Genomic DNA, 15,202 nt, shown 5'->3' on the forward strand with positions numbered 1-15,202 from the left:
CTGTCTATGAAGCCGCATATTTTTTTGGATATTCCGGGGAATCTGGCAAATACTTTTTTTACAAGTCCTTTCAGTACGTTTCCAAGTCCTTTGATTGCACCTACTATAAGCTTTCTGCCTGCTTCTATCAGTCCCAGTGCCGCCTGTTTTGCTTTTTCAAATATGGTTTTTACTGCCTGGCGCAGCTTGTCAAATACAAAGCTTACTGCTTTCTTTACGAAGTCCACCGCTTTTTCTGCTTTGTCCCTGGCCCAATCCCAGGCTTTTTCGAATATGTTCTTTTTTTCGCCTTCCTTTTTCTTTTCCTCGGCTTCCTTTTTTGCTGTTTTACATTCCCTGTCTGCATCCTTTTCTGCCTGGGACATTGTCTTTTTGACTTGGCCCTCTTTTTCTTCTTTTATCTTTCCTACTTCTTTTTTCTTTTTTTCTGCCTCGGTGCCTGCTTCTTTGTCATATTCCGATGCTGCTGTGTTTACTTCTGTCCTCCACTGTTTTCTATAGCCTTCCACCTCTGCTTTTGCACTGGCCTGCTCCTTGAGCTGGGTGTCCTTTGCCTGTGTTTTCCGGCTTTCTATTTGCTCATTGGCATTTTGCTTTGCATTGGATACTCCCGTATCGAATTGTGCCTTGCCCTGCTGGTATTCGTTTTCTTTTCCCTTCATAAAGGTTTTTAGTTCGGAACTCAATTGTGGATTGGCTATGGAAGCCACATCAGGAGGTATGGGTGCCGTCCTGTTGATTTCCAGCCCAAGGGGTATGACTGGGCTTATGGGTTTTGCAGCTTTTATTTTTGTTGGATCCTCTTTAGGTGCTATGTCGTTTTCTCCGAAGTCCTGGTTGGTCTGAATCAACTCAGCCTGTTCTGCTGATCGAACGTTTTGTTCTGCCTCACTTTTAAAGCCCTCCATCTGATTTGGATCGGCTTCTCCTGTCATTCCAATTGAAGGTGTATTTTTTGAGTACTGTCTGGCCTCGGCCATTACGTCATCTGCGTCGGCTTCAGGGTTTGAGCTCAATTTAATTTCACCGGGTATTCCCTCGTGTGCCTTGCCTCCTGTTTTCTCGCTCCTGAAGGCAGCAGGCTCATTATGCTTTATTTCCTTTACCTTATTGGCAGCAGCAGCTTTGAAACCCTTGTCTTTTATTGCAGGAAGCCCTGTAGGTGTAGGTATTTCAGGCATGACAGCCTGAGTCCTGGCCCGCTGCTTCTCAAAGGCACCGTCTGAAACAGCAGCGGCCTGTGAAAATGCATTTACTGCTTCGGTAGGCGGAATGCTTCCCAGCTGATTCAGTATCTTTAAGGGGTCTTCGCCGGATATTTTAACTGCAGGTGCCTTTGCTGCCTGCTTTTGAGCTTTCTCGCTATTTGCAGCATTTTCAGCCTTGCCTGCTTTTTCAGAGCCTGCTGGAGTTGGGACATCTTCCACAGGTGACACGGCTTCCTGTTTGGCCTGGGCATCTTTATTAGCAGCTGCTGTATTTTTATCAGAAACTGCTTCTGCTCCATTGTCGGCTGTTTTCACCAGGTTTTTATTTTCTGCTGGCTTACCGCCTTCAGCAGCTTTTTCTTCCTTGAGGGAAGCAGGTTTTGATTCTTTATCTGTCTGGAGATCGGTATCCCCCTTGTTTTCAAGTTTTGGTTGAAAGAGTTCTTTGTTTTGCTGTAAAGTCTCCTGCCGTGAAGAGCTTTCCTTTGCCACCTGGATCTGTTTTGAGTTTGCTTCCTTAACGGTATTACTGCCTGCATCGGATTTACTTAAAACAGTGTCGGTGTTACTACCCGTATTTGAATTATTCAAAGCAGTTACAGTGATGGACTTTTCTGCCGTTACCGGAGCAGCCTTTTCCTTTGTTTCCTGCTTTTCAGCTTTTTGTTCAGCCGACCCGGATGCCTCTGTCAACCTAGTATTCAGGTCACCTGAGTCACTTTGTTCTTCTCTTTTTTCCACGGTCTTGCTGCCGGTATCCTGCTGCTGCAATCCGGATTGCCGTTTTTCCGACTGTTGTTTTTCCGATTGCTGCATTTTAGAATCCGGCTGCTTGTCCTGTGTGCCGGGAGTAGTTTCTTTGTCTTGACCGGGTTGGTTGTTTTTTGGAGGTATCTTTTTAATATCGGTAAGCAGCTTAATAACTGCCTGGTTTCCGATGGTTTTCTGGAGAATATTTATATCCTGCTGTGTCAATGAATTGGGCAGTCTTCTGAGACGCAGGATTATTTCCATGTAGTTTGGCTGCTTGACTAACGATTTTTGCCTTGATGATGAGTTCTGGTGATTTTTATTATGTGCGGCTACGGATTTGTCCGGTACTCTGGTGTACATCCTTTTCAACTCCTAAAATTTATTCCTATATTGATTAGTAATTTTTGAAGTTGATTTAACACCCGGATTTATAAATTTTTTGAGTAAATTATGATTTTGTTAAGAAGTGATGCTTTTTAGTTGCTGATATGCATAAATTAATCTATTGTGCTAGTTGAAATTTTGTTTTGCTTTACAGATAAATTTATTTGGAATCAACTGGTACGCGAGGACAACTTCATGAAATAGGGATGCATGGTTAAAAACAATTACGATAAATTATCGACGAAGGTAAAGCGGTTTTGCCGTCAAAGCAGCAGGACGCTGCTTTGAGCTTCAAATCGAGATAGGATGTTGAGTTTGAGCGACGACAAAATCGCTTTATTAATGAGGCGATACAATTTTTGTAATTGTTTTGGGTGCACCCTATTTCATGAAGTTAGTGCGGAAGTTACCAGTTGATATAAAGAATTACACAGGTAAAGCAAAACAAAATTAATTAGCACAACGCGTTAAATTAACTACTGTGTCAGTTAATCCATAAACTCGCCGGTAAAAAATTGTTACTTTAACGCCAGGCCTGACAGCTCTATGTACTGATTTTTCAGGAATATGTAGTCATAATGATTTCTTGACCATAAAAAAACGGCTATAAACATAGCCGCCGCATTACTTCATTCAGATATAAATTTTTCAGATATGAATTTTTTATTTAATCAAATTCATTACCATCTCAACTGTTGGTATGGAGGAGACGGCACCTGCCTTTGAAACAGCCAGTGATGCGGCAAGCGAGGCAAGCTTCAGGGAAGTAGGAATATCAGAGCCCTTTGCTATGGACCCTATAAAGTATCCTAAAAATGTGTCACCGGCTGCAGTTGTATCAACCACTTTTACATTATATGCATCATGCCTGAACCGGCCGGACTTATCCGAATATATAACCCCGTTTTTTCCCAAAGTCAAAACAACGCAGATATCTGGATATTTCTCCAAAAGCCGTTCTGTTATTTCTTCCGGCTTGCCGGAACCTGTAAGATCTTCCCCTTCTATTTCATTGATTACCAGCCAGGTTATACCTTCCAATGAGGTGTTTTTAATCCAGTCTTCCATGGGTGAAGGATTAAATGCTATTTTCATATTACGCTTCCGGGCTTCTTCAAGCAGATAGGGTACGTTGCTTATTTCATTTTGGGAAATTAGAATATCGTTCTCAGTAAACTGCTCCAATATACTGTCTATCTCACCGGCAGTAATTTCCCTGTTTGCACCGCCGAAAAGTATAATACTGTTTTGACCGGACTTATCTTTTTGAATCAGCGCATTACCCGTACGCCCTTCACTTTCCAGCAGGAAATCGCACTTTATCCCCGCCCCGTCCAGGACCTCTCTTATTACAGCTCCGTCCCTGCCTATTTTTCCGGCATGATAAACCTCAAGTCCCGATCTTGCTATTGCTACAGACTGATTCAGTCCCTTTCCTCCGCAGAAGGTATTGATTTTCCGGGAAGAAATTGTTTCGCCGGGGCGAACTATATGATCCAGGCTATAGACAATATCTATATTCAATGATCCAAAATTCAGTATTTTATTCAAGCTGCACACTCTCCTATGCTAAAGACTGGTTATTTCTGATCACGGACACTGTCCCTGACAATAAGTTCGGTATTGATCTGAATTTTTTGTGAAGGCCCGCCGCCTTCAGTCATTAATGACATCAGCCTTTTTACGGCAGTGCTTCCCATTTCCTGCTTAAATACCTTTATTGTTGTCAGTCTGGGGCTTGTTATCTCGCAGAAGGGCATATCATCAAAACCTATGATGGAAACATCCTTTGGAATATTAATACCCTTTTCCTTCAGAGCTCTCATTACCCCGAAGGCAATAGTGTCATTGTCTGCAAAAAAGGCTGTCGGCAGGTTTTTGTTATTTTCCAGAAAAATTGACATATCCCTGTATGCACCTTCCATTGTGGGCTCGACAGATATGAGATACTCCTTTTTTACAGCTATCCCGGATTCATGCAAGGCGTCCAGAAATCCCTGCCTTCTGTAAAAAAAGTTTTTTATAAAGGCCGAGCTGCCGATGTAGCCTATCTCGGTATGCCCATTTTCTATTAAATAACTGGTTGCCCTGAATGAAGCATCTTCATTGTTTATGAGAACCGAATTAATATTGCTGTCCCTGAGACAGCTGTCAAGTAAAACAATTGGGTTTCTGTAATTACCGAACAGCTCAAGGTCTTCACTCAGCATTTCGGTTGCAAGTATAAGCATTCCCGAAGCACTGTCATTATTCAAACCTGCTATGATCTCCCTGAAGTCCTTCTCCATGATGCTTATGTGGGAAATAAGCAGTTGATATCCCTGCTGCCTGCATTCCTTCTCTATTCCCTCTATCAGGGAAGAAAAAAATGGAGTATCATTGACAACATAGCCATGCCTTTTGAATATAACCAGCCTTATGGTACTTTTGTCGGAAGCGGTTTCCTTGGTATACCCAAGCTCTCTGGCAGCTTTCAGGACATTCTGCTTTATTTCCTCGCTTACTCCCTTTCTGTTGTTAAGAGCATTGGACACTGTGGCAGGTGAAACATTTGCCGCCTTTGCTATATCCTTAACAGTTAATTTCATCATAATCACTCCATTTTATCCAGATAACAGATAACCCGATTTTAGTCTGAGACATTATAAAAAAATAACTCTCCTAAAGCGGTTTTTTACTATTTTATAATGTCAATATGTTAATTATATCAAATAAATTTTATGAGTTATACTTGTAGGTGTCAAACGTTTTTTGTATTCAGCACAGTACTCTTTTTACGGCAGCCCTCCAGCCCCGATACAGTTCATCCCGCGTACCGGAATCCATTGCCGGGCTGTAAACATTGCATGCTTTTCTTAAACACTTTATCTCTTCCTTACTGTCCCATAAACCCACAGCCAGTCCTGCCAGATAAACCGAACCCATGGAGGACAGCTCTGCAATTTCAGCACCTGCCACCTGAATATCCAGCATGTCTGCCTGAAATTGCATGAGGAAAGCATCCCTGGTGGGGCCTCCGTCAACACGCACTTCCCTGGGCCGTATACCCGCCTCCTGTGTCATGGTATCTATGGCATCCTTGATCTGGTATGCGGTTGATTCTATGGCTGCCCTGACAACGTGCTCCTTCCGGCTCCCTCTGGACATGCCCACAACAGCCGCTCTGGCATTTGAATCCCAGTAAGGTATTCCAAGCCCCACAAACGCAGGGATAAGATATACCCCTTCATTGCTTTCAAGGGAATTGACCATATCTCTTGCTTCTTCAAAATTCTGAAAAAGACCGAGATTATCCTTTACCCATTTTAATGCGTCTCCGCTGCAGTGGACTATTCCCTCAATGGCATATTCCACCCTGCCTCTCATACCCCAGGCCACAGACGTAACCAACCCGTTTCCTACTTCCTTATAATCGCAGCCGATATTCATCATGATGGACGAGCCGGTGCCGTAAGTGGCCTTAACCATCCCCGCTTCAAAGCAGTTCTGCCCGAAGAGCGCACCCTGGGAATCGCCAATGACACCCGTTATGGGTAGCTTTGCCCCCAACAGCTCATTTTCAGATGTATACCCGAATATATCATCCGAATATTTTATTTCGGGCAGCATGCTCTCATATATTCCGAAGAGTTTTATGAGCTCTTTGTCCCAGCTGAGAGTACGTATGTTAAAAAGCAGCGTCCGGCTGGCATTGGTATAATCCGTGGCATGCACCGCCCCGCCCGTAAGTTTCCAGATAAGCCAGGAGTCAATGGTACCGGTGAGGATTTGTCCAGCTTGGGCCTTTTCCTTCACACCTTCCACATTATCCAGTATCCATTTTATTTTTGTTGCAGAAAAATAAGGGTCCAGCAAAAGCCCTGTTTTCTCATTTACTGTCTTCTCCAGGCCCTTCTCTTTAAATTTTTCACACATATCCGACGTGCGTCTGCACTGCCAGACAATTGCATTGTACACCGGCAGGCCGGTGGCTTTATCCCATAAAACTATTGTCTCCCGCTGGTTTGTTATTGCCAAAGCCCTGATATGTTCAGGCTTCAGCTCAGCTTGAGACAGGACGTCAGCAAGCAGCTTTTTGGCATTTTCATATATTTCAAGGGGATCATGTTCAACCCAGCCGGGCCTGGGATAATGCTGAGTGTGTTCCAGGGAAGCTTTCGCAATAATATCTCCGTTTATGTCAACTATCATGGTTTTAGTTCCAGAAGTACTCTGGTCCAATGCTAAAATAAAACCCTTATTCATAATTAGCCTCCTGTGTTTATAGCATTTATAAGAGGAACATTTATTACAGGCTAATTTGTTCACCCCTGAGTGCTTTGTGTCAAACAGTATTACCTCAGTTTAAACCGGAAAGGCCACTCCTGCCCTCAGTATAATATTGGGGAAGGGGGTAAATTCACCTGTTCGTATGGCGAATTTGACCTTTTTTGTGAATTCCTTAAACTCGGAATGGGGCATAAACTCATTATCAACATTTGGCAGGGAAGCCTTTATATATTGCAGCAGGCAAACATTTTTCCCTGTAATTTCCTCTGCCAGATAATAAAATTCCACCTGTGTCTCTTCAAGGACGGCACTCAATACCTGCTCAAAGCTGGGTACGCCGCCGCACAGAGCAAGGTCAACCGTTGGAACACCTGCCGGAATGGGCAGCCCTGCATCACCTATTAAAAATATGTCGTTATGTCCAAGAGCTGCAATATAACCGGCAAGCTGTGCATTTAGTATTCCTCTTTTTTTCATGTGTACCTCCGCCGTTACTTATTTTCATTACGGGACTGCAGTGCCATTTTAGCCTGCAGGTTGCGCTGGAACTGGTCGATAACTACTGCAAATATGATAACCAGGCCCTTTATAACCATTTGCCAGAATTCCGAAACGCCGCACATAACCAGTCCGTCATTAATAACACCTATTACGAAGGCACCGATTATGGTTCCGCCAATTGTTCCCACACCGCCTGCCATTGAGGTTCCGCCCAATACCGTTGCAGCGATGGCGTTCATTTCCCAGGATTCCCCCGATGCCGGATGCGCAGCTACCAGCTGGGACGCTGTTATTATACCGACGATGGCCGCACATATTCCTGAAATCATGTAAACCATTATCTTTACTTTTTTGACCTTGACGCCTGACAATCTTGCAGCCTTTTCATTTCCTCCGATGGAGAGAATATGCCATCCAAAGGGAGTCTTTTTGAGCACAATGGCTGCTATTACTGCTATGATTGCAAGTATTATGGCCCCTACGGGAATCCCTCCCACATTTCTGCCAAAAACCTCAAAGCCCGTATTTCCAAGCCCTTCCTTTCCCACAATATTGGAGAAGGTCGCACCGTTGGAACGGAGCAGTGCAAAACCTCGGGCGATATACATCATACCAAGTGTTGCTATGAAAGGAGCTACATTAAATTTTGTTATTACCAGACCGTTTACTATACCGATCAATGCCCCGCAGATTATTGTTATAAGTACGATCAGCGGTACACTGAAATAAATGGTGTAACCGAACATACGGAGGCCTTCATTTATAAGACCTCCGGCAATCATACCAGAAAGGCCTACTATCGCACCGACAGACAGATCTATTCCTCCGTTTATGATAACATAAGTCATACCGATACCAAGTATTCCATAAAGTGCAACGTGCTTTGCAATCAGGAGCAGGCTGCTGGCCGACAAAAACGTAGGACTTGCAATACTGAAAAATACAACTAATATGGACAATACTATCAGCGTTCTGCCTTTGAGCAGATTCATGACCAGAGTATTATTTGATTTCTTGATTGTTTTAGAATTATTCATGTCCCTTTCCCCTTTTCTTCCATTAGTTACCGTAGTGGCCTTTATATGAGGCTAATACCAGACTTTCTTCCTTAATTTCATCACCCGAAAACTCATCGGTTTTAATCCCATTGGAAACTACGATAACCCTGTCTGCAATAGCCACAATTTCCTTCAATTCGGATGAAATAACAATTATAGACAGGCCTCTTTCGGCGTATTGGTTAATAATATCAAAGACTTCAGTTTTTGCACCAATGTCGATACCCCTGCTGGGTTCATCAAGCAAAAGAATCTTGGGACTTGTCAGAATACCCTTGCCTATAACTACCTTCTGTTGGTTTCCGCCTGACAGTGATAAGATTGGCAGGCTTTTGTCCGCAACCTTTATATGAATATCTTTTATCTGTTCATCAATAAATTTATTTTCCTTTTTGGAGTCAACAAAAAAAGCTTTTGCATAATTTTTCAGACTGGAAAGAGATATGTTCTTGCCTATATCCAGAGTCTGAATGATCCCTTCTCTCTGTCTGTCCTCCGGAACGATTGCAAAGCCTCTGTCAAGCTGCTCGGATATGTTCCTGACTTTAAGTGCTTTACCTTCCAGATTTATTGTTCCGGTATGCTCGGGTCTAAGCCCCATGATACATTCAAATATCTCTGTTCTGCCCGAGCCCATAAGTCCATATATTCCAAGTATTTCACCTTTTTTCAGATCAAAACAGACATTGTCCAGCAGATACCCTCCGCCGCTTTTGGGCAGTGTGAGGTCTTTAACCTCCAATACCTTTTCCTGCCTGCTCCAGTCTATTTTCCTGTCTCTTTTGGGGTAGGACTTGCCCTCTCCAACCATCTGCTGTACGATCCAGGGCACACTTATGTCCTTTACCGCCGCATTTGCAACAAATTTACCATCCCGTAATACTGTTACATAGTCACCTATCTTCATTATTTCTTCAAGCCTGTGAGAAATATATATGATTGATATGCCTTCAGCAGTTAATTCCCGCATTAATTTAAACAGTACATCAACTTCCTGCTGGCTGAGTGATGAAGTCGGTTCATCCATAATCAATATCTTCAGGTCATCCTGAATCAGATTTCTGGCTATTTCTATCATTTGCTGCTGACCGACCCTCAAATCCCCCACCAGGGTGTTGGCATCCAAAGGGTGTTCAAGTTTATTCAGAATTTTATTTGTCAGTCCTATATGTGTTTTATTATCGAGAATCAATTTTCCCCTGGTCTTTTCTTTTGCCATAAAGATATTCTGATATACCGAAAGATTTGGAAACAGGCTCAGCTCCTGATGTATAATGCCTATTCCATGTTTTCTTGCCTCAGTGGTATCCCTGAACAAAACCTCTTCCCCGTCCATGTAGATCTTTCCGGAGGATGGCTGTTCAATACCTGCAATAATCTTCATCAGTGTGGATTTCCCCGCCCCGTTTTCTCCGATCAAAACGTTAACCTTGCCCTTTATTACATCAAAGGAGACATTATCCAGGGCTTTGGTGCCGGGATAGATCTTATCCATGCATTCGGCATGCAGGCAAACATTGTTCTGCGAGAAGTCTTTCAAGCTAACTTTATCCATTGCGGTGTTTTGCCCCCTCTTCTATTTCACATTTAAAGCAACCGGAGTAATTAAAATAAGATCTTCCTTGTCTGCCGTAAAGCAGCCGGTAAATTCGATTTTCTTACCTTCCAAGGAAGCAAGGTCCACCGGTTTTATTATTTTTTCCTCAACAATTTTATGAATACTCTGGGATACTGCGGCAAAATCAACCTGATTCTTATATTCCTCAAATTTGATTATATTTAACGAATCCCTTATGGAAGTACCCTTAAATACCGGACCAACCTGCAGCCTGATAACAGCCGGGCCGGTATAGCCCTCCAGAGTCACTTCCATATAGCCCGATTTCTTTTCGGTGTTGACTTCCTTTACCGTTGCCTCGCCCTTTACCGTATAATTAAGCTCGCCTGATGTACCCATGGAATACTTTCCGTACTTCTTGTCCAGAGATTTGAAATCCCCGTTGGCCTCATTTAAGAAAGCAAGCAGGTCCACCGCCTTTTCAGTCAACTCGGGAACTGCTTTTGAGTCCCATATCCCTGCAACATCATCCCCCGCATTGAATTGGGTCTCACCTGTCAATTTATATTCTTCGCCGGTTTTAACAATCTTGATGCAGCCTGTTAATGATGAAAGCATTAAAACTGCTGCCAGCAACACAAGCAAAACTTTCTTTTTCATATACTTCCTCCTTGTCCTGATAGAATATCTTGTCTTTTGTGAGCTTCTCATAATGATAAAAGAAAATTCGAAAATCAATTACATCTCAAAATATCATCAAAGTCCATAAATAGCTAGAAATTTATGAATTCAGGAGGCTTTGCGGACTGATAATAACTGACTTTTTTCGGATTTAAGGGGCTGCTGCCAATTTAAGCAATTGAAATATCTGCATTACATTTGCTTTATTCTGCAACAGTCCCCTTATTAACTATACAATATTATTTACTATTATTCGCTATTATTTGCTGAATTTGAAAGCTGATAATTTATCGGCATTATCTTTTGTAATGGCGATACAGTCTACAAGCTGCTTTTCATCAGCACCGGTAGCGCCGGTCTTTAAATATTTGTCAGCCTGTTCGACTGCCATCTCAGAGATCAACGCTGCCTGCTGAAGAGCTGTAGCAGTGATGTCACCTGCTTTTATAGCATCTCTCACATCGTCGCTGCCGTCAACCCCTATTATGGCTATACCTTTCAAACCGGCCGCCTTTATAGCTGCCGCAGCACCCATTGCCATTGTATCGTTACCGCAGATTACGCCTTTGATATCGGGGTTGGATTGAAGAATGGTTTCCATCTTTGTATATGCTTCTGTCTGTTCCCAGTTGGCGGTTTGTGTAGCAACAAGCTTCATGTCGGGATACTGGTCTATAACCTCATGGAAAGCCTTTGATCTCACACCTGCATTTGTATCTGATTCCTTGCCCAGCAGTTCTGCGTATTTACCCTTTTCACCCATTGCTTCAACAAATATTTCGGCAACTGCCTTTGCACCCTGGTAGTTGTTTGCAACTATCTGCGAAATTGCAATTCCGGATTCGTTTATTTCTCTGTCTATAAGGAAAGTTGGAATATTATTGTCTCTTGCTTTCTTGACTGCTGCAACGGTTGCATCCGAACCAGCGTTGTCACAGATGATTGCAGCCGCCTTTTCAGATATTGCGGTATCAAATAATTCTGCCTGCTTTGTAGGGTCGTCGTCGTGTGATACCGTCTTGACTTCATAACCCAGAGCCTTTGCTTTTGCAGCAGCTGCTTCAGCCTCAGTCTTAAAGAACGGATTTGAATGTGAAGGGGTGATTATATACACTATTTTCGATCTCCCGCCTGTAAGAGGCTTGGCTGCGCCAGTATCACCCGCAGATGTTTCTGCTGCCTGAGTTGATGCTGCAGTTGATGAAGGAGCTGCCGATGAATTGGTTGATTCGGCCTGTTTGGTGCTGCCGCAGCCGGCAAGCAGTGAACCTGTTAATGCAACTGCCATAAGAAGTGATAAAAACTTTCTTTTCATAAATTACATCCTCCCGAAAATTTAATATATATTTTTTATATAGATACTACGGAGTTTGACCCCCCGTCAGTTCCCGCAACGGTGCCCGGTATGGGCAGTTTAAAAAACGTAATTTACCTGTTCAGCAATTCTTTTGCTATACTGACCAATCCGGTTTCATTTAAGCCGTAGTAGTCAAATATCTCTTTGGATACTCCCGTCACTACCGGCTCATCAGGCAGCGCCAGGTTGATCACTTTTTTCGGAGCGGTACTTGCTACAATCTGGCTGACCATAGCTCCAAGCCCGCCATATTGTGAATGCTCCTCCATTGTTATTATAGCCCCTGTCTCAGCAGCAGCCTTTTCTACGGCAGCCCTATCAATAGGCTTGACACAATACATATCCAGAACTCTTACCGATATACCCTGTTCCTGCAGGATCCCGGCAGCTTTCTGAGCCGGCTTTACCAGCTCCCCGCAGGCTATAACGGTCAGATCGGTGCCTTCATGGACAACGGTTGCCCTGTCCATTTCAAAGTCCAGCCCGCCCTCTTCATAAACATCTTCCACAGGATTTCGTCCCACACGTATGTAGGCCGGTTTTTCATCTTTCAGCAGATTTTCGAATAAAGCCCTGGTCTGTATACGGTCGCTTGGAATGTATACCCTCATATTTGGTATTGAGGTCATTGATGCAATATCCTGTGCCGAGTGATGGGTCATTCCCAGGGCCCCATAGCTGACACCTCCGCTGATGCCGATAAGCTTTACATTCGTATTGGAGTAAGCCACATCAACCTTTGCCTGTTCCATGCTCCTTGTGGACAGAAAACAGGCCGGAGAAGCGACATAGGCTTTTTTGCCGCATTTTGCAAGCCCTGCTGCAATGGATACGATGTTTTGTTCGGCAATACCTGTCTCCACAAACTGTTCCGGATGGGTATCCGCAAAAGGAGCTAATGAAGCAGAACCTCTGGAATCGCTGCAAAGAACTACAATATCCTTATCAGTGTTTGCTTTCTCTACTAAAATATCACATATTGCCTGACGATTTGGTATTTTATTCATTTGCCGCCAACCTCCTCTGGTCCAACTCTGCAATTGCCCTCTCATACTCATCCTGACCCGGAATCTTATGATGCCACTGTTTTGAATTTTCCATAAAGGATACTCCATAGCCTTTTATAGTATCGGCAATAATCACTGTGGGCTTGCCCTTTGCTGCCTTGGCAGCCTCAAATGCCTTATCCAGGGCTTCCAGGTTGTTGCCCTCGGCATGTATCACATTCCAGCCGAAACTGCTCCATCTTTCGTCCTGGTTGTCCTGGTTCATAACTTCTTCTGTGGTTCCGGAGATCTGCAGACGGTTTCTGTCCACTACCGCCGTGAGATTATCCAGCTTGTAGTGTCCGGCCGCCATGGCCCCTTCCCACACCGAGCCCTCTGCCAGTTCACCGTCCCCCATGACTGTATACACTCTGTAGGAGGATTTATTCATCCTTGCAGCCAGTGCCATGCCAACTGCCACAGACAGGCCATGTCCCAGGGAACCGGAATTCATTTCGATGCCGTTAACCTTGTTGGTAGGGTGTCCGATATATTTTGATTTAAATTGTGAATAGGTTTCCAGATCTGCTTTGGGAAAAAAGCCTCTCCCTGCCAGAACACTGTACAGGGCTTCCACACAATGCCCCTTGCTGAGAATAAATCTATCCCTTTCACTGTCGTTAACTGTTTCGGGCGAAACGTTCATATGCTTGAAATAAAGAGTTACCAGTATATCCATGACACTGAAATCTCCGCCGATATGCCCCGTCTTTGCTTTAAAAATCATATTGAGTACATCTTTTCTCAGCTCAAAAGACAATGCCTTCAAATTGTTCATTAATATCCCCCTCTCCACCGCGGAAGCGGTGTAGCAAAAAGTAATAAAAATTTTAATCTGTTACAAATCAACTGCATACGATATATCAATTACTCTCCTCTGAGATATGCTTTAACGTCTTCTTCCACCGGGTCATAAAAATCCGGCTTGACATTGATATATTTGCAGGCCTCATATAATACCGGGACAATGTTTTTGTGAATCCCCACGCAATGGTGGATATATGGCCCGGAAACCAGCTTTTCCTCCAGCCTTTTCAAGTTGTCCACTTCTATCCAGAGATAGGTACCTTTTGTATAGGGGCCTTCAATTGCCCTTGCATTGCCCAGCAGAAGTGAATACTCTCCGTTGTCCCCGTCAAACCTGCACAGTGTAAGCTCGCCGTGTTTTGCTTCTGCTTCCACAGATCCCGGGTAGCTGAATGCAAGGGGGTAACCCAGCGTAGGCTTTTCCCTGGCTACCGAAACCGGCCATGGTCCGCAGTGCTGGAGCAGCTCACCGTTTTCATTGTCCGGGTGGCGTACCGTCCAGTCTGCGAAGAAGGATCTTGTCTCACCCATACCTGCGGCTTCGGCCAGCAATGAAGTTATTGCACCATGGATATCCGTTTCGCAGACAACCGGAATGCCTTCATCGTTCAAAAGCGAGTTTGCCGCACAAGGCATGATTCCCAGTTCAGACTGCAGGCAGTTCCAGCACTGCAGTGCAATGGCATTGCAGCCGTATTTAGCGGCCAGTCCCTGCATTGCAACCTTCATTGCCGCAACATTCTCCAGGTGCTGGTCAGCAATTTTAACATTCATTTCAGCTTTTATGGTCTCTATGACTTTTTCAACTTCCGTCTTTTCCTCTTTGGCTGCATTTACCGCATATATCAGTTCGGGCATTGGGATGGGAGAGAGCTGTATGTTGAATTTCTCAAGCAATTCCCCCTCGTTGCACATTGTGGACCAGAAATCAAACGGTCTTGTGGAAATCTGCAATATCCTTGTATTTCTAAAGGTTTTAACAACATTGCATACAGCCAGGAAGTCCTTCATACCTCTTTCAAACTCCGGATCATTCAATCTGCAGTTGGACATATATGTGAAAGGAACTCTGAATCTTCTCAACACCTTTCCGGTGGCAAAGAGTCCGCACTGGCTGTCTCTCAGGCGTATCCCCTTTTCATCGGGTCTTTCATCCCGCGGGCCCCATAATAACACAGGAACATTCAAGGCTTTGGCCAATCTGGCACATACATATTCGGTACCAAAGTTGCAGTGTGGTAAAAACAGTCCGTCAATTTTTTCAGACTTGAACTTTTCCGCAATCTTCTTCATATCTTCGTCGTCATACAGAAGTCCTTCGGAGTTAATATCCGTAATATCAACAAATTCCACATTCAATTCCTTGAGTTTATCTCTTGTGAGGTTACCGAATTTGATTGCATCCGGTGCGCTGAATATACTTCTTCTGGTGGGTGCAAAGCCGATTTTCACTTTACTCATTCTACATTTCTCCATTCTTTAGATATATTTTGTTTCGATGGTTATTGAATTAATCAAAGATAGGCCAGAAATTACTTATCTTAAATAATTACTTATCTTAAATTAGGTTTACATAATTT

Annotated in this window: 11 protein-coding genes and 1 pseudogene; all 12 read right to left on the reverse strand. The window is 43.7% G+C overall.

Annotation, left to right across the window (positions count from 1 at the left end; all coding sequences use genetic code 11):
- Window positions 1–2,321, reverse strand: a pseudogene (locus T344_RS28875) (hypothetical protein); the annotation flags it as partial.
- Between the two features lie 687 nt (window positions 2,322–3,008).
- Complete coding sequence (locus tag T344_RS0119480; RefSeq protein ID WP_027630055.1) at window positions 3,009–3,896, reverse strand: ribokinase; 888 nt, start codon at window positions 3,894–3,896, stop codon at window positions 3,009–3,011.
- 29 nt (window positions 3,897–3,925) lie between these two features.
- On the reverse strand, window positions 3,926–4,936 hold the full coding sequence (locus tag T344_RS0119485) for a LacI family DNA-binding transcriptional regulator (RefSeq protein ID WP_051572072.1): 1,011 nt from the start codon (window positions 4,934–4,936) through the stop codon (window positions 3,926–3,928).
- Between the two features lie 166 nt (window positions 4,937–5,102).
- Window positions 5,103–6,590, reverse strand: a complete 1,488-nt coding sequence (gene glpK, locus T344_RS0119490) for a glycerol kinase GlpK (RefSeq protein ID WP_027630057.1) — start codon at window positions 6,588–6,590, stop codon at window positions 5,103–5,105.
- Window positions 6,591–6,689: 99 nt separating this feature from the next.
- Window positions 6,690–7,091 carry a D-ribose pyranase gene (gene rbsD, locus T344_RS0119495; RefSeq protein WP_027630058.1) on the reverse strand — a complete coding sequence of 134 codons (402 nt, stop codon included), beginning with the start codon at window positions 7,089–7,091 and terminating at the stop codon, window positions 6,690–6,692.
- A gap of 14 nt (window positions 7,092–7,105) precedes the next feature.
- The gene (locus T344_RS0119500) at window positions 7,106–8,152 is read right to left on the reverse strand and encodes an ABC transporter permease (protein ID WP_034862465.1); all 1,047 of its coding nucleotides are present in this window, start codon (window positions 8,150–8,152) and stop codon (window positions 7,106–7,108) included.
- Window positions 8,153–8,174: 22 nt separating this feature from the next.
- On the reverse strand, window positions 8,175–9,728 hold the full coding sequence (locus T344_RS0119505) for a sugar ABC transporter ATP-binding protein (protein ID WP_034862468.1): 1,554 nt from the start codon (window positions 9,726–9,728) through the stop codon (window positions 8,175–8,177).
- Between the two features lie 21 nt (window positions 9,729–9,749).
- Complete coding sequence (locus tag T344_RS0119510) at window positions 9,750–10,391, reverse strand: DUF2291 domain-containing protein (protein WP_027630061.1); 642 nt, start codon at window positions 10,389–10,391, stop codon at window positions 9,750–9,752.
- A 280-nt stretch (window positions 10,392–10,671) separates the two neighbouring features.
- The gene (locus T344_RS0119515) at window positions 10,672–11,727 is read right to left on the reverse strand and encodes a D-ribose ABC transporter substrate-binding protein (protein ID WP_027630062.1); all 1,056 of its coding nucleotides are present in this window, start codon (window positions 11,725–11,727) and stop codon (window positions 10,672–10,674) included.
- A 113-nt stretch (window positions 11,728–11,840) separates the two neighbouring features.
- Window positions 11,841–12,776, reverse strand: a complete 936-nt coding sequence (locus T344_RS0119520) for a transketolase family protein (protein WP_004629145.1) — start codon at window positions 12,774–12,776, stop codon at window positions 11,841–11,843.
- Window positions 12,769–13,593 (reverse strand): transketolase, encoded by an 825-nt coding sequence (locus tag T344_RS0119525; RefSeq protein ID WP_027630063.1) that lies wholly within the window; start codon window positions 13,591–13,593, stop codon window positions 12,769–12,771. Before T344_RS0119525 ends, T344_RS0119520 begins: the two co-directional genes overlap by 8 nt.
- A gap of 89 nt (window positions 13,594–13,682) precedes the next feature.
- The gene (locus tag T344_RS0119530; protein WP_027630064.1) at window positions 13,683–15,083 is read right to left on the reverse strand and encodes an L-fucose/L-arabinose isomerase family protein; all 1,401 of its coding nucleotides are present in this window, start codon (window positions 15,081–15,083) and stop codon (window positions 13,683–13,685) included.
- Window positions 15,084–15,202: the final 119 nt, after the last annotated feature.

The sequence above is a fragment of the Ruminiclostridium cellobioparum DSM 1351 = ATCC 15832 genome (assembly GCF_000621505.1).
Lineage (GTDB): Bacteria > Bacillota > Clostridia > Acetivibrionales > DSM-1351 > Ruminiclostridium > Ruminiclostridium cellobioparum.

Bases quoted from the DNA above. Each gene is read 5' to 3' on its own strand.
- rbsD (WP_027630058.1), bottom strand. From the start codon at position 7,091: ATGAAAAAAAGAGGAATACTAAATGCACAGCTTGCCGGTTATATTGCA.
- T344_RS0119500 (WP_034862465.1), bottom strand. From the start codon at position 8,152: ATGAATAATTCTAAAACAATCAAGAAATCAAATAATACTCTGGTCATG.
- T344_RS0119485 (WP_051572072.1), bottom strand. From the start codon at position 4,936: ATGATGAAATTAACTGTTAAGGATATAGCAAAGGCGGCAAATGTTTCA.
- T344_RS0119520 (WP_004629145.1), bottom strand. From the start codon at position 12,776: ATGAATAAAATACCAAATCGTCAGGCAATATGTGATATTTTAGTAGAG.
- T344_RS0119505 (WP_034862468.1), bottom strand. From the start codon at position 9,728: ATGGATAAAGTTAGCTTGAAAGACTTCTCGCAGAACAATGTTTGCCTG.
- glpK (WP_027630057.1), bottom strand. From the start codon at position 6,590: ATGAATAAGGGTTTTATTTTAGCATTGGACCAGAGTACTTCTGGAACT.
- T344_RS0119525 (WP_027630063.1), bottom strand. From the start codon at position 13,593: ATGAACAATTTGAAGGCATTGTCTTTTGAGCTGAGAAAAGATGTACTC.
- T344_RS0119530 (WP_027630064.1), bottom strand. From the start codon at position 15,083: ATGAGTAAAGTGAAAATCGGCTTTGCACCCACCAGAAGAAGTATATTC.
- T344_RS0119515 (WP_027630062.1), bottom strand. From the start codon at position 11,727: ATGAAAAGAAAGTTTTTATCACTTCTTATGGCAGTTGCATTAACAGGT.
- T344_RS0119510 (WP_027630061.1), bottom strand. From the start codon at position 10,391: ATGAAAAAGAAAGTTTTGCTTGTGTTGCTGGCAGCAGTTTTAATGCTT.